11 protein-coding genes are annotated in these 20,992 nt (G+C 35.6%); 6 read left to right on the top strand and 5 right to left on the bottom strand.

All coding sequences use genetic code 11. The features are described from left to right. Positions 1-181 precede the first annotated feature (181 nt). The 3 genes from IC221_RS11235 (at position 182) to IC221_RS11225 (ending at position 5,031) form a co-directional block, all read left to right on the top strand. Positions 182-1,720: a sulfatase-like hydrolase/transferase gene (locus IC221_RS11235; RefSeq protein ID WP_188169063.1), complete on the top strand. Its 1,539-nt coding sequence runs from the start codon at positions 182-184 to the stop codon at positions 1,718-1,720. A 338-nt stretch (positions 1,721-2,058) separates the two neighbouring features. After that, positions 2,059-3,759 carry a family 16 glycosylhydrolase gene (locus IC221_RS11230; protein ID WP_188169062.1) on the top strand — a complete coding sequence of 567 codons (1,701 nt, stop codon included), beginning with the start codon at positions 2,059-2,061 and terminating at the stop codon, positions 3,757-3,759. Between the two features lie 9 nt (positions 3,760-3,768). After that, positions 3,769-5,031 carry a hypothetical protein gene (locus IC221_RS11225; protein ID WP_188169061.1) on the top strand — a complete coding sequence of 421 codons (1,263 nt, stop codon included), beginning with the start codon at positions 3,769-3,771 and terminating at the stop codon, positions 5,029-5,031. Between the two features lie 66 nt (positions 5,032-5,097). On the opposite strand, the gene IC221_RS11220 is transcribed toward IC221_RS11225, so the two are convergent. Further along, positions 5,098-7,047 carry a beta-agarase gene (locus IC221_RS11220; RefSeq protein WP_188169060.1) on the bottom strand — a complete coding sequence of 650 codons (1,950 nt, stop codon included), beginning with the start codon at positions 7,045-7,047 and terminating at the stop codon, positions 5,098-5,100. A 630-nt stretch (positions 7,048-7,677) separates the two neighbouring features. On the opposite strand from IC221_RS11220, the gene IC221_RS11215 reads away from it, so the two are divergent. The 3 genes from IC221_RS11215 to IC221_RS11205 all read left to right on the top strand — a co-directional run bounded on the left by IC221_RS11215 (position 7,678) and on the right by IC221_RS11205 (position 13,222). Further along, positions 7,678-8,880 carry an ATP-binding protein gene (locus IC221_RS11215; protein ID WP_188169059.1) on the top strand — a complete coding sequence of 401 codons (1,203 nt, stop codon included), beginning with the start codon at positions 7,678-7,680 and terminating at the stop codon, positions 8,878-8,880. A gap of 254 nt (positions 8,881-9,134) precedes the next feature. Further along, the gene (locus tag IC221_RS11210) at positions 9,135-10,346 is read left to right on the top strand and encodes a two-component regulator propeller domain-containing protein (RefSeq protein ID WP_188169058.1); all 1,212 of its coding nucleotides are present in this window, start codon (positions 9,135-9,137) and stop codon (positions 10,344-10,346) included. Further along, positions 10,274-13,222 carry a hybrid sensor histidine kinase/response regulator transcription factor gene (locus IC221_RS11205; RefSeq protein WP_188169057.1) on the top strand — a complete coding sequence of 983 codons (2,949 nt, stop codon included), beginning with the start codon at positions 10,274-10,276 and terminating at the stop codon, positions 13,220-13,222. The genes IC221_RS11210 and IC221_RS11205 overlap by 73 nt, the downstream gene beginning before the upstream one ends. A gap of 467 nt (positions 13,223-13,689) precedes the next feature. On the opposite strand, the gene IC221_RS11200 is transcribed toward IC221_RS11205, so the two are convergent. The 4 genes from IC221_RS11200 to IC221_RS11185 form a co-directional block, all read right to left on the bottom strand. Then, positions 13,690-16,233 (bottom strand): TonB-dependent receptor, encoded by a 2,544-nt coding sequence (locus IC221_RS11200; RefSeq protein WP_188169056.1) that lies wholly within the window; start codon positions 16,231-16,233, stop codon positions 13,690-13,692. A gap of 983 nt (positions 16,234-17,216) precedes the next feature. Continuing rightward, a complete protein-coding gene (locus tag IC221_RS11195; protein ID WP_188169055.1) occupies positions 17,217-17,639 on the bottom strand; it encodes a YeeE/YedE thiosulfate transporter family protein in 423 nt (140 codons plus the stop codon). Between the two features lie 2 nt (positions 17,640-17,641). Beyond that, positions 17,642-18,205: a YeeE/YedE family protein gene (locus tag IC221_RS11190; RefSeq protein ID WP_044209162.1), complete on the bottom strand. Its 564-nt coding sequence runs from the start codon at positions 18,203-18,205 to the stop codon at positions 17,642-17,644. A 495-nt stretch (positions 18,206-18,700) separates the two neighbouring features. Continuing rightward, positions 18,701-20,362, bottom strand: coding sequence for an FAD-dependent oxidoreductase (locus IC221_RS11185; RefSeq protein ID WP_188169054.1), 1,662 nt, complete (start codon positions 20,360-20,362; stop codon positions 18,701-18,703). Positions 20,363-20,992 lie beyond the last annotated feature (630 nt).

The raw sequence follows: 20,992 nt of genomic DNA, 5'->3' as shown, positions 1-20,992 counted from the left end.
GTGGTGATCTATAATGGTTTGTGTGATGCTTTGGTTGAGCAAAAAGAACTACATTAAGGTTTGAGGCTATTTTTAATCTATTGTGTAGTGGCTTTAAAATGTTCGACTATCACCTTATAGATCAACGTGATTTTGTGTTAGTATTCAACCTATTCATAGTCAAATTTAGTAGTGCGAAGAAATGAAACAAATTATTAGAAGTATAGCAGTAGCAGTATTGACGTTAGTATTAGTCAATACCTATGCAGACGACAAAAAGAAATCACCTAGACCTAATATTATCTTAATTCTAATGGATGATTTAGGTTATGCAGATGTGGGTTTTATGCCGCAAGCTGCTAAAGATATTTATACTCCCAACATTGATAAATTAGCAAATCAAGGAACAGTATTTACTTCAGCATACGTTACCCATCCGTTTTGTGGGCCAAGTAGAACTGGAATTATGACGGGCCGAATGCCACATGTTTTTGGTGCACAGTTTAACTTGGCGGCTTTTTCAGGTTATGGAGTAGCAAAAGGGGAGACATTTATTTCTGATGTCCTTCAAAATGCAGGTTATCATACAGGCGCCATTGGAAAATGGCATTTAGGAGAGGATGGAGATTACCACCCATTGGAAAGAGGTTTTGACTATTTCTATGGATTTTTAGGTGGAGGTCATGAGTACCATTCAAAAACTTGGATGCAGGCAGCTACCTACACTCCAGAAAAGTACTCGGTAGGTGCTTACGGAAAGGATTACAACCGTCCAATGATGAAAAATAAGACATACATTGAAACGGAAAAAGGAAAGTACGTAACAGATGTGTTGACGGACGCTACATTAGAGTTCATTGATGAGTCGAAAGAAAAAGAACAGCCTTTCTTCTTGTACTTAGCATACAACGCACCTCATACTCCAATTCAAGCCAAAACAGAGGACATTAAAGCCATGCAAAAAACACTTGGTGCAGATGCGGCAGAAGCAGGTAGTAAACGTTTAACATATACGGCAATGATGTACAATGTAGATTATAACATCAAACGTATTGTAGAGAAATTGGAAAAGAACGGAGAATTGGACAACACCATGATCGTCTTTATGAGTGATAATGGAGGTAAGCCAGTGGCAGGTGCAAACAACTTTCCTCTAAAAGGAAGAAAAGGAGATGCTTATGAGGGTGGTTTCAGAGTACCGATGTTTGTCTACTATCCCAACAGTAAGATGAAGAAGGGAGATGTGAATGCTTATAATTTCTCTGCTTTGGATTTCTTCCCAACTTTTGCAAAACTGGCAGGGGCTCAAATTCCTAAAGATAAAATTTTGGATGGTAAAGAAGTTTCTCAAAATATCATCAAAAATACCAACCCAAGAGAGGATGAAAGTATCTATGTACTACGTCATTATTTTGGGAAATCTCAAAAAGATCCAAAGGATTTGAACAGAGTGGGTGTAGTGAGAAATAATTATAAATTATACACAGACGGAAACGGCAAGTGGAATCTCTTTGATTTGTCGACTGATATTTCAGAGAAAAAGGACATTGCACCTCAGCATCCATCTATCGTAAAAGAGATGAAAAATACAGTGAACGAGTGGACTTATACTTGGGAAGACAAAAGACCTGAGTTTTTCGATGGCCCTCGATACGATTTTGAATCAAAATGGAACGCTACCAACATGCCTAACTTCAATAAGACATTTGGTAAGATGCACCAAAACAACAAAAGCAAATAATGATACAAAAGAAGGGAAGTGAAATGGTGTATGGTAGGCTATTTTGCTTTCCTTCTGTAGTACTCAACATGTTGTAAACGAAGCTTTTGTTACTTATCTTTTATGAAGAATAAATGGTAATGTATTGTGGTTCGTGAGGACGTTGCAATGCAACGTCCCTACAGAATTGCACTTTAAAAAAATATTGCAAAATATTTTTCTCTTGATATATAATCAGGCAATCATCTAGTAGTAACACCCCCCGATCTTGAAGGGAGCTTAGTTGAATCTAATGAGTACTTTCTTAAAAACACCAACAACTAACACTCATCTTCAACACACAAATAAATCAAAAAGAAATGAAAAGAATTATTTTACTAAGTCTTCTCTTCACCTTACACCTCAATATTTTTGCACAAGTTAATCCACTTTCAGATCCCGATAATGGAGGAGGTTGGATTTTAAATAAATGGGCAAGCGATGAATTCAATGGAGAAGAATTAAATAAAGGAAAATGGTGGGTATTAGGTGAAAACAATGATTACAGAGCCAAATGGAAAGGGAGAGCACCTGGACAATTTGCAGGACACAATGTTCGTGTCGAAAATGGTGAATTGATACTGACATCTCAATGGGAACCAGATTTTGATTACGCTTTAGAAACCAACAATGATTGCTACTACGGCGGAACTACTCAAGGGCCAGATGGTAGTAAACCGATCACCCAAGCAAGTGTGATGAGTGAAACTTTTTTCAGATACGGTTACATGGAAATCAGATGTAAAGCAGCCGATGGACCTGTAACTTCTGCATTTTGGACGACGGGGTATCATGGCGAAATAGACATGATAGAGAATTATGGTCGACGTCCAATCGGTAATCCTGAAAACCAGCCTGATGATTTAGAAAGACGTTACAGAACCAACTTAATCAGTTGGGACCCTGATAAAGATCCTAATCATAAAAACTGGAAAGTAGAAGACGATATGCAACTCCGTATGGCGGAAGATTATCATGTTTTTGGTTTTGAATGGGACAAAGAGTATATGAAAACGTACTTTAACGGCAAATTGCTTCGATCAGTGACTAAAGAAGAGTTATTAGCAAAAGACCAATGGAAATACGATTATCCACATGAGATTTGGCTGTCTTCAGAAGTATTTTATTGGTATGGGCTTCCAAGTGAGATCGATTTTAAAGAACCTGTTGAATTTAAAGTCGACTATATCAGAGTTTGGCAAAAAGAGGAAACACAATCATTTTTTAATGCTAAAGGTTTTGAAGGACCTTTTCATTTTCAAGGTAGAAGTGTTCAGTGGTGGAATGCACCAAGCCATCCTTGGAGAATTAGAAATGAAAAAGCAGCAGAAGGTGAGTTTAGTTTGAAGTTTGAAAAAGAGGGTGGTTTCGATGGTAATTATTCTATCTTTTCACCTTTCGGATCATTGGACCTTCCATCAGGTGAAAATGAAGTCAGCTTCCAAATTTGGATGGATGAAGATACTGAAATTGATTATCTGTACCTTACTTTATTTAATCCACGAAAATCTATACGCGTTAGCACACAAAATATTCCGAAAGGAGAATGGGTGACGGTATCTCAAACTTTTGATAGAGCTGAAGTGTCTCACCCAAGTTTGACTGAGGGAGACCGAATTCAATTGATGCTTCGTTCAAGAGATGTAAAAAGTGCAAAGGCATTATTTTACGTAGATGATATTCAGTTTAAAAATGATAATGATGAAGGCCCAAGAGAGTACCCTTTTCCAGATGATGTTTACAAGCCCGTAGACGGAGGAAATGAGGAACCTACAGGTCTAATCCCATCCGATCAACAACGTTTTAATCTCTACCCTAATCCTGCTCAAGATCAATTGTTGATTGAAGGGGTGGGAAACGGAAAGGTGGAGGTATTTTCATCACAAGGTACTTTAATGCATCAATCTGAAAAAACATCATCGCATCATATTATACCGCTAGAAAACTATGTTAATGGCATGTATTTCGTTTTGGTGAGAATGGAAGATTTGATGTACAGGTATAAGGTAATCAAACAATAAGAAGACACGATGATGAATTTATCAAAATACATATACAGCAGCATAATACTTCTTTTTGTGCCAATGCTGTTGTTTTCTCAAATACCCGAAATTGAAAAGAGGTCAGATGTTGGTTACCAAGGTCCATCTTCAACCGAAATTGATACGTTGCCGGTTGTCGCCATTATTCAACCTTCAGGAAATGCTGAAAGTGATATTCATAATTTTCAAAAAGCGATTGATAAAGCTTCTAAAATCAAAGGAGGAAGAATTATTGTGGAGCAAGGGAATTACCAACTGAAAGATGTGCAATTAAAATCCAATGTTCATATTCGTTGTAAAGAAGGCGTAGTATTGATGCCACGTTTGGATATTGAGTCTAAAAGCCAATTGATCTTTTCGGTAGGGCGTTTTGCCAATGAAGATATCAAAAATGTAACTTTTATTGGAGAAGGAGACCTTTCAAATCGCCCCCAATTTTATTATGACCGTTCTATCGCAGTGAAATGTAGGTCATTTACAATTGGGAAAGTAACCAACCTTTACTTAGAGAATTTCTCCGTTTTTGATGATCAAACGATCTTTTCAACCATTTCTTTGAATATGAGAAAAAAGGGAACCTCAAAAAATGATCGTCCTAAAAACATAACCGTAAAAGATGTTTCTATCTATAATGCATCTTATGGTTACGGACTTGTACAAGGCAATACGGGGGAAAATGTTTGGTTGAAAAACTTACAATCAGTAGGGGGTGTAACAGCAAGAATCGAAACACATACCGGTAGAGAACACAATGTTGGGGTAGATAACGTGGTGATTGAAGATGTGGTCTGCACGCAAGGGAAAGCAGCAGTGACCTTACAACCACACGTGGTAGACAATGGCATTGTGACGGTCAATGGTGCTAAAGCAATTCGATGTGAATGGGGAGTGATGATCAAGGATGGTTTTATTTCTAAAAAACTTGACCCCAATAAAGAATGGCACAATGGCTCCTTTGCAAAAGGTTCATCCATTAAGAATGTTACCATGATCCATGGAGATGCAACCACAATTTCAAGGCAGTCTAAAGTGTATATTCCCGACAGCTTGTTACCTTTTTATAAGGAAGAGAGCAGCCCCGATAAAGAAGCGAACATAGGTTGTAAGGAAGGACCTTCAATTGCAGCCGTCTTAAATTTAGCCAGTGAGGAAATGAAAATTGAGGAAGAAACCATTTCTCATACAGGAAAAATGGCCGAAAAGAGGCAGTTAATTGTCACTGAAAAAGTGAAAAGGAAGCACTCAAAATAATTCAATTAGAATAAATTGTGATACGAGCCTCTTGGTGTTTTTTATAAACCCAAGAGGCTTTTTTATCTATTTTACAATATCTTTATCTTCCAATATTTTTAATGCCACACTACTCACATGACCACCATTGTCAGGGCAAGTAATGCTGATTTTATTATCTTCTTTTAAAACCTCTACAGGTAGGTCAATATTGATTAAAGTGAAAAATTGTTTTCTAAGATGTTGAGAGGCCCCTTGTATTTCTTTAGTATAGTCTACACTTTCACCATTGATGACAACAGAAGGAAAAGCAGAAGTATCGTGCGGTCGACCCACCCCAATTCGTAGCTGAGCAGTGGCAATATTACCAGGTACTAAGCCATTAAAATGATATTCTATTGGCTTATTTGGAGTAATTTCATTTAAGACTTGATTAGAATAATACTTTTTCTCGACAACCTCCTTTTTTAGTTTTACGTCCTTTTTGAGATCAATTTTTACAATAATAGTCGCTTCACTTTCAATCTTAATTTCATCTTGAAGCTGTATAGTAGTATTGTCTAATTTAGGTTGATGCTCATGAAGGTATAACTGTTTTATGCTGACTGACTTGATATTTTTATCCTTTATACCTAGTGCATTTAATTGTACCGTTTGAGGGTTCCTTTCGAGATTACTTACGATGATATAAGCCGTCTTTTGGTCAATATAAGCGTCTGTTAGAAGGTTTTGATTAGTATTAGAAGTAGCAACTCTTTCTCCCTTTACCTCAGACCAAAGCTCATAAAACTTAATCTGCTCCGTAAATACCCATTGTTTACTATCTCCTTCCAATTCAAATTCTTGACGTAATAATCTCCATGGGTAAGGATTCTTTTTACGACCCCATTCTGCTTTTGGAATCATAAAAGGAATGGCTTTCAGGATATGATTAGGGCGTTGCATGAATTGTATCATCATCGGGCTCATCGACTTCATAAAATCCCAATCCCTTTCAGCAAACCACGGTTTCCATTCTGTTGAGTGGTCACGCCCTCCATATTCAGAGATTAATATTGGAATGACCTTATCGTATTGCTTCAAACTGTACGCTTCCATAAGATCCAAAGTCGCCTCAATTCTTCCACCAGAATAATTAATGGGACCATCAAAAGTAGAAGGGTTATTATCTCCTAAATGGTGTTTATTAAAGTCATAAAGATGAATAGAAACAAAATCCATATGTTCCCCTGACATATCATAAAAGAGTTTCATGCGTTCATTCCATTGTCCAAAATTCCGATCATCAAAAAAAGGAAATGCAGTTGTGTAACCACCAATCATTACATCTTGATTATGCTTTTTAAATGCAATGGAAGCATCGTTGTGGAACTGGAAAACTTCTTTGACTGTCTTTCTTTCACTAGTCTCTTTTACTCCGTCAATCAATTCCCATAAAGGTTCATTGATGACCTCAACATATTTTGGTCTTAATGGTCCTTTTGTAACAGGTTCATTTTCATTTCTATAAAACTCATTGATGAATTGTCCCATAAAATCACCAATAGCATCCCCCCCTTGGATCGTCCATCCTTTCTCAGGGTGCTTGCGGTTGGAAGAATGTCCGGTCCAAAAATAATGCACCTGACCTCCTACCATTTCATCAACACGAGGTTCATATTGGTGTGTAGCTTTTCCTTTTTTACCATAAGTTTTTAAGCGATAATCTTTCCCCGCCTTTTGCATATAATCTGGGTTGACATATCCTTTTTTATTGGGATTTTCAGACGAACGCTGCATTACTCCCCCCATAATTCCATTATTTCTCCCTAGATAAACATCAAGATCATTGATGATATAATCTTTGAGAGGCTCAAGTCCTCTAAAATCATTTTCAAGTTGCGTAGAGTGCAAGACAATGTATTTTTTTCGATCAAAATCAGAATAACCATCCACCGAATACTTGTGATCCAGTAGAACTTCTACCGTTGTAGTTTGCCCAAAAATATAAGGGGATAATAAGTACAGAAAGAGGGTTAAAATTAGAGAAGTTTTCATTTCATCTAGTTAATTATATTTTTTGATAAAGTGTGAGCGCGAAAGTGTAGTTTTCCCACTCTTTCAAAATAGCGAAATGTGTTTGATGGATTGGTAAGAGCTAGACAATGTTGAGTTATTGTCTAGTCATTTTGAATAAAATACCTACATCTATGGACCTCTTTGTTTTTTCAGCAATGGAAAAAATGTAGAGGGAGGTAGTTCGAAAGCTGACTAAAAATCATTTTATCCTTTAGCTTCTAAGCTCACCGTCAAAAAAACAGTAAATTTTGATATTTGTAGCATTTTAGTACAACTTTGAAAGACCAAAACTGAAGTTTTGCTTCTATCTAAAAAACTATAAAACTGTCTTTAATTTTGGATTAAGAAGGTTTAGAATAGAAATAAACTAACAATTAATTTCCTTTTAAAAAGATAGTAGATCTCATTATCTGTATAAAGCAATTCTTGAAATATCACCAAGCCCAACCAATAATTATCAAAGAAAGGGAAGAACCTTACATTTAAAGTAATACGATTATCAATAAGGTTTTTGCAAGACCTGTTTTTATCACTAACTTAAATATGATTTTATGACTTCAGTTACTACAATTTTTAGTATAGATAGCTTAGCAGAATAACTTAATTAAAATGAAGCAACCAGTTATACCACACAACGAAAAAGAAAGATTAGAAGACCTCAAGTCTTATGCTATTTTAGATAGCCTGAACGAAGACGATTACGATAACCTAACGAAAATCGCTAGCGAAATTTGTGGCACTCCTATTTCGTTAGTTAGCCTTGTAGATGATAAAAGGCAATGGTTCAAGTCTAGTCATGGGATAGATGCCACGGAGACACCAAAAGAAATTGCTTTTTGTGCGCATGCCATCAATGAACCTGATGAATTATTTATAGTTCCAGATTCAAGAGAGGATGAACGTTTTTATGACAACCCATTAGTAGTGGATGCTCCTAATGTGATTTTTTATGCTGGTGTTCCTCTTGTGACCAAAAAAGGAAATGCATTGGGTACCCTTTGTGTGATTGACCATAAGCCAAAAGTTTTGACGGAGAAACAAAAAGAGACATTGTCAATTTTAGGCAATCAGGTAATGCAATTGATGGAACTTCGCAAAAGTAACCTTAAGTTGAAAAGTACTTTGGAGGAAATGTCGACAAAGAATAAAGAATTGGAACGATTTGCTTATGTTGCAGCGCACGATTTAAAATCTCCTTTATGTACTATTTCTGGAATGACCAATCTTTTGAAAGATCACTACAGTAGTGATTTGGATGAGAATGCAAAAACGATCGTAGAACACATTCATAATTCTTCAGATAAGCTCAAAGGTTTAATAGATGGAATACTCAGTTATAGTAAATCAAGTAGTTTATTGAATAAGGAAAAAACAACGTTTAGTTTGGAAGAACTTAAGGCGGACATTGATAAGATGTTTAATTTCGACTTTGAGATCGACTTCACTTTTAAAAGCGACATTGAAACGTTTTCTATCAATCGAACAGCTATAGATCAGATCTTAATCAACTTAATTTCGAATGCGATTAAATACAACGATAAAGCGATTCCAAAAATAGAAATTATGATCTCAGAAGATACATTTTTTTATCATTTTATCGTAAAAGATAATGGACCTGGAATTCCTATTTCAGAGCAGGATAAAATATTCGAAATTTTTAATACAGCCACTGTTCAAGATCGTTTTGGAGAAGCTGGTAATGGTATTGGACTAGCAACGGTAAAGAATATCATCAACTCATTGAATGGAAAAATTAAAGTAAATTCAGATGGTCTAAATGGTACCCAATTTGTTTTCTGTTTTAAAAAATAAGACATCCTTTTCTGTAAAATTAAGACAAATGTAAGTTTCATAACACTGTAGTGTAGTGGAGTGGTAGTTGGGATATTTTTATTGGAATTTGCCGAAAAACATGGTTTTTGAGCTGTTTTGGTCTATATTGTAAGATAAGAGCAAAAGAAAGATATAAGCAAAGTACCTTCAGTGGCTAAAATAATGCAACTTGCTTTCATCAAACAAAGGTTTGCGTAATGCACCTATTTTTTACTAGAAATGAATGGAAAGAAATGAACAGAATTATATTACTTTTTTTATTCCTTTGCTGTTATATATCATCCCACTCTCAGATCAAGAATACTCGTTTTGATAGAATATATGATATACATGGTTTAAATCAGAATACAGTAGGTTGTTTACACCAAGATAAATCAGGTTTTCTATGGATAGGCACACCGAATGGGTTGTTCCGTTATAACGGTAATGAGTTCAAATCTTTCATCCATCAACCAGGAGACGACAATACATTACTTAATAGTAGCATTGACCAAATTTACGAAGACTTCAACGAGTATTTGTGGTTGGTGTCTAATACTGGGGTTTCATTATATGACTTAAATAAAGAAAAATTTAGTACTCCTAAAAGGTTCAACAATCAATTGAATACTGATGAGAGAATATTGAAAATTGAAGCCATTAATAAGGAAGAATTATATCTGTTAACGACAAAAAAAATATACTTGATAAAAGTAGATAAGGACTATAATCTGAACTACAGCATTATTAAATCAGTATCAAATCCTCATCTCATTTATCGTACTTTTTCTTTCTATAAAGGGAAATTCTATTTATTGGATTATTCCAAATTAGATGTTTTCAATATTGGAGCAGATCAAAAACTCGATCACTTGTATTCCATTTCTTATCAAGATTTAAAGACGGATACTTTTTCTTCTTTTGTGATTAGTAAGGAAGAGGATAAATTATTCTTATCGACTAGGTATAACTTGATCTATGAATATGAGTTGAACTGGGAAAAAATTAAGTTAGTAGATACCATTGATGTCAACAACTTTATGGATGATACTCAAAAGGTACGTCAAATAAACATCATTAAAATAGAGTTGGACCGTAATGGCATACTCTGGATGAAACTGATGGCAAATGGTATTCTTGCTTTTGACATCAACTCAAGAAAATCTCATCATTATTATCATACAGATGAGAAAACCTCTATTTCTAGTAATATTGTCAATGATGTTTTATTGGATGCCTCTGGTCTCTACTGGTTCGGAACGGGGCACGGTTCTATTAGCATTCTCAATCCATTCAAAAAGCCTTTCCATAATATTTCTAATAATTACTATAGAAAACAAAGTCTGTCTTCTAACCTTGTGAATGCCCTTTATATTGATAAAAATGAAAAGTTATGGGTAGGCCTTTTAACAAGGGGTTGGACATCAGTCAATCCGATTATAAGTTGGAAAAATCCGAAGAAGTAAGTTTTTTCAATTATTTCTACAACGATCATGTGAGTTCAATCAAAGAAGTAGGAGATGATATCTATGTGAGTACTTCCACTGGATTGTACAAAACAGATATTAATCATGAAGAATTTGAATTGATTTATCCAAAAGAGAATGAGCGTTTTAAGAAGGTCTACAACATCGATATGATGGAAAAAGTGGGTGATAATATTTTGATTTATGCCTATGGGAAGGTTACGCTGATAGATGTTGAAACCAATGAAGCTTTAGAAATAGATAAAGAGATAAAAAATAAACATTTGCTCAACCGTAATATGGTGATTCAGCTTCATTATGATGGAGAAAAAGGAGTGTATGTAGGAACAAACCAAGGACTATTTTACTTAGACCTTACCCCCGGAAATTATATCTTAACGAAAGCATTTGATATTGAGGGAGAGGACTTTAGTAAGAGTAGAATATTTGTGATGTACCAAACAAAAGATCAAAAAGACATACTTTGGGTAGGTACTTTTGGAGATGGTTTGTACAAGTGTAAGGTCGAAGATGGTAAGATATTGGATTATGAGCTTTTTTCTCAGAAAGATGGTTTGCCTGATAATGTAGTCTACAGTATTGTAGAAGGCACAGACAAATCGCTTTGGATTTCTACAGACGGAGGTATTGCCAAATTGAATCCTGATACTAGAGATGTAAAAATTTACAATACCAATGATGGATTATTAGCGAATAATTTTAGAAGAAATGCCTTCTATAAAATGGACGATGGTACAATCCTAATGGGTAATTTAAGAGGAATTACAGCTTTTAACCCATTGGATATTAAGGATGATAAAACCATCCCTAGACCTCAGATTCTAAAACTAAAAATCCGTAATGAAGAAATAAAACCTTTAAAGGAATATGAAGGGTATGCGCTGTTAGAAAAACCAATTTATAAGACCGAATCAATTACAATACCTTATGACTTGAACCAAATCACGTTGGAGTTTGGAGCAATGCAATACAACGGGAAAAAAGATATACGATATGCTTATAGAATGTTGGGGGCAGATAATGATTGGATAGATGCAGGAAAAAATATGCATGTGGCCAATTATGTGAAACTACCTAGTGGTGATTATACTTTTGAATTGAAAGCTTTCAATAATGATGGAGTAGAGAGTGAGGAAATCAAAAGATTGGATATTAGAGTCTTAAAACCTTGGTATAAGACCAATACAGCTTATATCATTTATACATTAATTTTGCTTGGAATCATCTATGGTGTAGCGGTTTATTTAAAGTACCTCTTCCAATTAAAACAATCTATTTTGTCTGAGAAAAAGGATAAAGAACATATTCGAGAAATTAATGAGGCAAAACTTAAGTTCTTCACGAATATTAGTCACGAATTAAGAACGCCATTGACATTGATTCTAAGTCCTTTGGAAAAGCTGACTTACGATAAGAAACTTCCTCCAGAATTGAAGCAATTTGTAGAGAACATTAATACAAATGGTCAACGACTATTGAACCTTACCAATTCATTGATTGATTTTAGAAAAATTGGAGAAGGGGAAATGAAAATATTCCCAGTGTTTCATGATGTAGTTCCGTTTATCACAAAAACAGCGGAGGCATTTAATGATTACGCAAAAGATAAGAATATCAGTTATCAAATAGATATCAGACATGTACCAATTAATGGATGGATCGACAAAGGGACCATGGAAAGAATATTGTTTAATTTACTTTCTAATGCATTTAAGTATACTCCAAAGGGTGGAAAAGTAGTCTTTTCAGCGGAGAAAATTGGAGATGAACTTCAAATTCAAGTAGCGGACAATGGTGTCGGTATGGACAAAGAAGAAACGGAAAGAATTTTTGACAGGTTCTACAGAGGGGAAAATGAAGAAACTATTTTTGGAAGTAGTGGCATAGGTTTAAACCTAGTACAACAATTATTGAAGCTACACCATGGTGAAATACATGTAGATACTGCAAAAGGAAGGGGAAGTACGTTTACCGTAAAAATACCTTTATTGCACCCTGAGTTTGACAAATCGAAAGAGCAAAAGGAATTAGCGAAAGAAGAGGTAATAGTGCAGGAAGCTAAAAATGAGCAATCGTCTAATAAACATACAATTCTTATCGTTGATGACAATACAGAAATCTTGAAACTGATCAAGGACCTGTTCCATGAGGAATACAATGTTTTTACGGCAGAAAACGGTATTGAAGGTTTAGAAGTAGCACTGAAAACAACTCCAGATGTGATTTTATTGGATGTCAACATGCCAAAAATGAATGGCTATGAATTGGCAGAACGATTAAAAGAAAATGTACAGACCAGCCATGTGCCTATCATTTTCTTGACCGCAATGAGTGATTTGGAAAGTAGAAGAAATGCCTTAGAAAAAGGAGGACAACTTCACATCGGTAAACCATTCTCACCTTATTTATTAGAACTTCAAGTCAACAATATTATTAATCAAAAGAACAAGGAAAAAGAGCTATTGAAGAAAAATATCATCATGAGTGCCGATAAGGAAATTGTACTCACAAAAGATGAAAAGTTCCTTCAAGATATAAAATCGATCCTTGAGAAAAATTATGATAATGATGAGTTTACAGTTGAGGAACTATCGATAAAAGTCAACATGTCTTACATACAGTTCTACAGAAAATTCAAAGCAGTTACAGGAATTACTGCAAATGAATATTTAAGAATCTATCGTCTTGAAAAAGCTTCTCACTTGTTGAGTAATGATGAAAATATTACTGTTCGTGAAGTGATGTATAATGTAGGATTCAACAGTCAATCTTACTTTACCAAAGCATTTAAGAAAGAGTATGGTATGACACCTGCAGAGTTTAAGAAAACAAGGAATAAGGAAGCGAATGCTTAACTTAAAAAGAAAATATTAGAGGTTGTAAGCTTAGAAATCAGGAGATTTCAGATGATCATTTAAGCACAATTGATGCTATCGTTTCACATTTGCACCAGTGGTCTTTCTACTCTTTTAGTTTGGTAGTACTTCCTTCGGCCTTGAAGGGAAAAGCGTTAAGAATTTCATGGAATGAACCGTTAAAAATGATTTTGCTGTTTGAGCGCAGCGAGTTTAAAATCATTTAGGTGAGAGGAGTGAAATTTAGCTTTTGCATTCTAAGCCTTGACTTTTTTGCTTCGTTTTTGTGTTAAGACAAAAATGAAGAAGAAGGAATCTTGAAAGTAGAGGCTATAGCATCTCATTGAAAGATTGATTAGAAGTTGACGAAAACTTTTTAGACTTTTAAAAATAAAAAAGGTGAATGAAGGGTTAGCATTACTGCTTTCCATTCATTCACCTTTTAATTATTTACAGGTTCTAATTCCTTAGAAGCTCATTTTCAAACCTACTGAGTAAGTTCTTCCGAGACCCATGTAGTAACCACTCATTGTCATGTTTCCAAGTTCGTCAACGCCGCCTTGGAGACCTTGAACAGCGTAGTCAGTATCGAAGACGTTATTCACTCTGAAGTTGAATACACCATCAAATCCACCCATTTTGAAACCGTAGTTGAAACCAAGGTCGACTAAGTTATAAGAAGGCATTTCGTAAGCACTTTGACCACTGAACTCCTCAGAATCTCTTCTTGTAGGATCATAGTCAGCGAATAAGTTACCAAAGTAGTTCCAATCAGCTGTTAATTTTAACTTAGGGAATACTTCATATTCAACACCTAAAGCTGCAGTTGTTTGAGCAGAGTTACCTACTTCTGCACCAGCGATGTAAACGTTTACAGTATCGATCGCATTTTGTTGGTCATCGAAGATTTGAACGTCCTCTAAGTCATTCATCCATCTCCAGTCACCCAATGAAGCCATTGCTGTAAGTGTTAATTTGTGGTTCACACGGTACGTCATGTCGATTTCAATACCTTTGTGCAATGCGTTCACACCTAACAAGTTGGCTGTGTAAGGAACATCATCTTCCCAAACTGTTTTCACGAATGACTTATCTTGCCATAGTGTGTAGTAACCGTTTACGTTAGCTTTGAAACCTTTGTTACGGTAACCGTATCCAATCTCACCTGAAAGAATTTTTTCGTTTACAGCATTAGGGTTTACATCATTTTGGTAGTTCAAGAATACAGCGTTAAAGAATGGCTGTCTTGAGATATAACCACCATTGATGAATACGTTGTGGTGATCATCGATGTTGTAGTTAGCACCTGCTTTAACAGAACCACCTAAGAAGCTTTGCCAGTCTGTAGTTTCAGTACCTGACTCATAGCTAAAGTAGTCAATTCTTTGGTAAGCTTGGTGAGAAACCGCACCTGAGAAGAATGCTGATAATTTATCTTTAGAGTATTCAACTTGACCGAATAAACCTTGCCATTGTACTCTACCGTCGTTATGGTAGCCTACTTTGTCACCTACTTGCGTATGACGACCTGGCTGAGATGCCATTTGGTTGTCTACATAGTAGTCACCACCTAAAAGATCTTCTACTTGTTGGTAGTGCTCACCTAAGTAGTAACGAAGGTCTAAACCACCAGTGATTGTCCAGTTATCGTTCAATTGGTGAGTTAAAGTAGATAAAGCACCAGTCCATAAGTGGTTGTTATAACCAGCTCTGTAAGCACCTTTTGAAGAACCGTCTTCGTTTCTGTTGTTTGCTACATAAGCATCCCAGTCGATGATACCACCAGTAGAGTTGTCTCTGTAAGCACTTTCGAAGTGTCTGTCTTCTGATACAATACCAGTACCGCCACCACGACCAACAGATACGTAAGCCGAAGTTGTGATATCAGTTTTATCATTGATTGTCCAGTAGTGGTTCAATGACATTTGAGGTTTGTGGTAGAAGTTCTCGTTTGTATTGAACTCTTGACCATTTTTATAACCCCAGTCTTTATTGTAACGCTTTCCGTAACGGTCATACTCTTCTTCAGTAACATACGATCTTCTTTGACCGTGCGTTTGAGGAGCACCAAATGTTGTGAAAGCTAATGTATGCTTGTCGTTGATTTTCTTTGAAACGTTCAAGAAGTAAGAATAACCTTCAAATGAAGTTCCATCTACATAACCGTTACCAGTTGTTTTAGATAAAGCAGTAGTTACAGCCCAACCGTTGTCCATAAGACCAGTTGATAAAGTAACACCTGTTTTTAAGTAACCGTCATTACCCATACCCATAAATACGTTACCGCCTTTTTGAGCATCAGTAGTTTTTGTAAGGATGTTGATTGTACCACCGACTGAAGGAACAGCTAATTTAGAAGCACCTAGACCTCTTTGTACCTGCATTGTTTTTGTTACATCACCTAAACCAGCCCAGTTAGACCAGTATACTTTACCGTTCTCCATGTCGTTAACAGGGATACCGTTGATCATAACAGCAACGTTTTCAGAATCGAAACCACGAAGTGAAATACGAGAGTCACCGTATCCACCACCAGCGTCAGATACATAAACACCTGGAGATGATTTTAATACTTGAGGGAATTCAGCATTACCCAATTTCATGTCAATTTGCTCAGCAGAAACAGTAGCAACAGCAACAGGAGTTTTACGATCTACTGCAATTGAAGCCATTACTTCAACTTCTTCAAGACCAATGGCGTCAGATTCCATTTTAATAGTTCCTAGCTCAAGAGTTCCACCGTTCAAAGTTACACTTTTCTCGATAGCGCTCATTCCTACGAAAGAGATGGCAACTTTTTGCTCTCCTTCTTTATTAGACTTGAATGAGAATTCTCCATCAAAGTCCGAAATAGCTCCAGTAGTTGTACCAACAATAGATACGTTAGCGCCAATTACAGGCTCTCCACTAGAGGCGTCAATTAAATTACCTTTAATGATTGTTTGTGCAAATGATGCACTTGTTAATAGCATAACGAATGCTACTAAGAAAGGTAGTTTTTTAGTCAACATTTTTAATTTTGATTAGATAAAATTTAATTAGGTTTAGATCGTAATACAAGTGCAAAACAACGCATCTTATGTTAACTAAATGTTTCTATTTAATTTCATTGAAGTTCTTTATTATATTTTAGCGTCGAGTTGTGAAACATAATGGATAACGCTGTTTCTTAAGGTAAAATTGAATAAAATTTACATTCATAAATTAAAATAATAGGTATTAGAATTACACTTTTTAATAAATCGTAATGCATTCAGCATAGAAATATGTCCATCCTTAAATAATTCTATTTTCACTAACAAAGTGACTTTGATGTATAGTGAGTATTTGTTTGGAGATTTAAAGTTGACGCAAAATAATCTACTATTTTTCTTTTGTATCAAAAGAGTATTGTTTGGGGGTGATGAGATAGATGTCTGCATTAAAACTCATTGTAATAATGGTATATTTTTACATATTTGGCTGACTGTCATCGATTTCTAAAAATCAAGCATTTTGGGTAGGAATATTTTGAACTTTGAAAAGCAGCTAACCATTAAATAATATTTTTATCTATGTAATGTTAACTAAACATCAACGAATTAGAAATCGTGAATAATTTGCCTTCTTTTCATGAATATAATGGGCTTTAAACATTGGATTACTTTTGCATCAAAAGTTGAAGTGTAGTATTTATTTAAAACAAAAAAGGTCAGATCAACGATCCAACCTCTTTCTAATAAATTAAGAACTATGATACCGTTACACTTATTACATTGTAAACTAAATTATCGTCAACTTTTAATCGACATTTCAGTAAGCTTTTTATGTTCTACTTCCAAGCTTCTCTCTTCAAGGCTATGGCCATGGGGAAGCACTACCAAACGAATTGAGAAAAAAGCTCACTGGCGCGAATATTAAGCACAAGCGGTATTCGTGCCCCACTGATCAGCAGAAACCTCCTGATTTTTAAAAATCAAAAATCTCTAAAATCGATTTGACAGCCTTCGATTATTTAGTGGGGTAATAAGTGTTTGTACTTGCCGTAAATGAAGGTACCAAACAGTGCAAAGAACAAAATGATTGCCATACTATATTCCCCATATCCAATAAGTATAAACATTGGAGCAGTACAACCGCCCACTAATGCCCATCCCATTCCAAACGATGTTCCTCCAAGTAGGTATCTCCAAACGCCTTTTTGTTTATCTGCAATAACTATTGGATTCCCCTCGATGTCTTTTACTTTGAAACGTTTGATAACTTGGATGCATAAAACACCCGTCGCTACGGCAGAACCAATCAAACCATACATATGGAAGGATTCAAAACGGAACATTTCCTGAATTCTGAACCATGAAATTGCTTCTGATTTTGAGAGTATTATCCCAAATAATATTCCTAAGAATAGATATACTAATGCTTTTCCTACTTTCATTTTTATAGCTGTATGATAAATGGAAGAATTAAGAAGGTCATAATTAAACCACCGATAAAGTAGCCGATCACTGCAATTAATGATGGCAATTGTAAATTGGATAAACCACTAATGGCATGCCCAGACGTACACCCACCAGCGTATCTTGCACCAAATCCAATGAGGAATCCTCCAAAGGACAGCATCAGTATACCTTTTAAACTAAAAATCGCCTCTTTACTGAAAAGTTCAGGAGGTAATACATGGTGTGGATCACTCGTAATCCCCAATTGTTTTAAATGATCGACAGTTTGTTCAGAAACACCTGCCAGTACATCGCCTCCTAAATAATTATTGGAAATAAAACCTCCAATAATGCACCCTAAGGCAAAAATTAAATTCCAGGACTCTTTTTTCCATTGAAAATTGAAAAACTCCGTATTCTTGCCAATTCCACAAGCCGTACAAATCGTTCTAAAGTTAGAGGATAACCCCAAACTTTTTCCTAATAATAAAAGTAGCCCCATAGTAGCTCCAATCATTGGCCCGCCAATATACCAGGGCCAAGGAGCGAGTAAAGTCTCCATGAAAGAATTTTGTTATAGTAAGTAAAGTGTGTAAATGTGGGGTGTTTTTCCCCTAAATTAAATGCATTGTAAACTAAATTACCGCAAACTTCCATTCGATTATTCTGTAGGCTTTTATGTCCTAATTTCAAGCTACCTTCTTCTTCATTTTTCCAATGATGAAAAAAGAAGCAAAAAATTTAAGGCTTAGAAGTCAAAAGCTAAATTCCCTTCAATGCCGATTTAGATACTACTAAAAGACTGTCTGATTACAAATCAAAAGACATAGGTTTTAGAATGATCTTCTAAAATGCAGTTTTGTAGGGACGTTGCATTGCAACGTCCTCGCGAACCACAATACGCTACCATTTATCCTTCATAAAAGGAATTAGATTAATTAACGAAAATTGTAGTTTACAATGTATTAAATAGCCTTGTAGAAGGAAGTAGGACCGAAAAGGGATGTAATTAAGCTTATTTACTTTTCCCTTTTCACCCTATCTTCTTTCTTTATTGTTATGCCATAGCTGGCGATAATGTATTAATCTTTTTGAATGCAGTGAATCCACCTGCAATATTATGAAGGTTTGTAAAACCGTTGTGTGCTAGAATCAATGAGGCCAAGTACCCTCTAAGACCTTTTGCACAAGTGATATAAATAGGCTTATCTTGAGGTACTTCGTTCAAACGCTCTCTTAATGAATCCAATGGAATGTTGAGTGCATTTTCATGAATAATTCCTGCATTTTCTAATTCCTGAGGGTTTCGTACATCAAGTATTGTAATTTCTTCATTACTGTCGAATGCCTCTTGTGCCACTTTAGCATTCACTTCTTTGAATAAACCTTTTTGAGCATTTTGAGCCACAAAACCTGCAACAATCACCGGATCCTTTGCAGGGGAGAACGGTGGTGCGTATGCTAAATCAAGATTTGGTAAATCCTCAATGGTTAATTTTGCATAGATAGCTGTTGCCAATACATCTGTTCTTTTATCCACACCTTTTTCACCAAACAGCTCCGCACCTAATAATGTATGTGTATCTGGCGTGTAGTAAATCTCAATAAACATGTCTTTACCGCCAGGGTAAAATCCAGGATGAGAATTTGCAATGATAAATGTAGACTCATAAGCAATACCTTCACGTTCTAAGATTTTTGGTCCAGCGCCCGTTCTTGCGATAGTATGCGAGAACATTTCCATAATTGCAGTACCATATCCACCAGGGAAAGCTTCATTTGCACCCACTGCATTGGCCCCTGCTACTCTTCCTCCTTTGTTAGAATGTGTACCCATTGGGAACCACCCATCAGAATTGGTCACTACGTTAGGAATAGATGCACAGTCACCTGCTGCATAAATATCAGGCAATGAAGTTTCCATTTTGTTGTTGACGATCAAAGCACCATTTGGTAATGCTTTAGCACCTTTAGAAGTCAACATTTCAGTGATTGGTTTCACACCGATAGACATGATCATAAAGTCAGATGGAAGTATTGTCCCATCATTTAAGGTGACGGACTGCTCATCCATTTTATCCACCTTTTTTCCTAACTCTAATAGAATACCATTTTCTTCTAACACCTTTTCACCCATTTGGGCAAACTTATCGTCCCAAGGCCCAAGAATATGTTGTCCTAATTCAATGACGGTCACTTTTTTTCCGATTTGAACCAAATTCTCAGCAGTCTCCAAGCCGATTAATCCTGCTCCAACAATAGTGATGTTTTCTGCATCATCCAATGCATTCGATTTTACAATTCTGTCAAAATCCTCAATCGTTTTCGCATTAGCCCAATTAGGGTTGTTTTCAATACCCTCGATTGGAGGAACAATCGCTGTACCACCTGTGGCATATACCAATTTATCATATTGATACTCACCTTTTGGTGTATAGACCATGTGTTGATCAGGGTCAATGCTCGTAACAGGTTCCTCTAAATGAACATCTATATTAAATCTTTTACGTAGCAAATCAGGTTTTACTACTAAAAGCTTATCTCTATCTTTAATTCTCCCCGAAAAGGCATAAGGGATACCACATGTAGCATAACTAATGTTGGCTGTTTTTTCAAAAAGTATAATTTCTGCATTCTCATCTGTTCTTCTTGCTTTTGCAGCTGCAGATGGCCCTGCTGATAATCCACCAATAATGATAATACGTTTCTTATTTTCCATTTTCGTTGTTTTTTTCTTTTGATAGTACAAAAGTATCTAAACCCTAAAAGCATAATTGTAACAATTATCACATAAACAGAATTGGTAGCATTGGCGATTAGATTTAATATTTTAATTCAAACCACTAAGACATAAGAATAGACTACTGAAAGGGTTTGTTTGAAATAATATTTTGAAATAGGTGTCATTTTTAAATGAATATTTCGTTTGTTAACAAATGTAACTTTTAATGGAAAATAAAATAGTATCAGTAAGTAATCACAATGTAAACTAAATTATCATCAACTTTAAATCAACTTTTCTACAAGCATTAATAAGATCTACTTTCAAATTTCCTTCTTTTTCATTTTTCCATTGATGAAAAACGAAGCAAAAAATCTAGGCTTAGAAGTCAAAAGCTAAATTTCATTTCACTCGCCTAAATGATTTTAAACTCGCTAAAGCTCAAACAAAAAAATCATTTTTAACGGCTCACTTCATGAAATTCTTAACGCTTTTCCCTTCAATGCCGGGGGGGGGAGTACTACCAAACTAAAATGGTAGAAAGCTCAATGGCGCGAATGTTAAGTGATAGCGTCATTCGTGTCCTTCAGATCATTAGAAATCTCCTGATTTCTAAATGCCATAAAT

Source organism: Flammeovirga sp. EKP202 (assembly GCF_014534745.1).
Classification (GTDB): Bacteria; Bacteroidota; Bacteroidia; order Cytophagales; family Flammeovirgaceae; genus Flammeovirga.
Note: the sequence above shows the minus strand (reverse complement) of the source record. Positions and strands in the feature narration are given on the sequence as shown.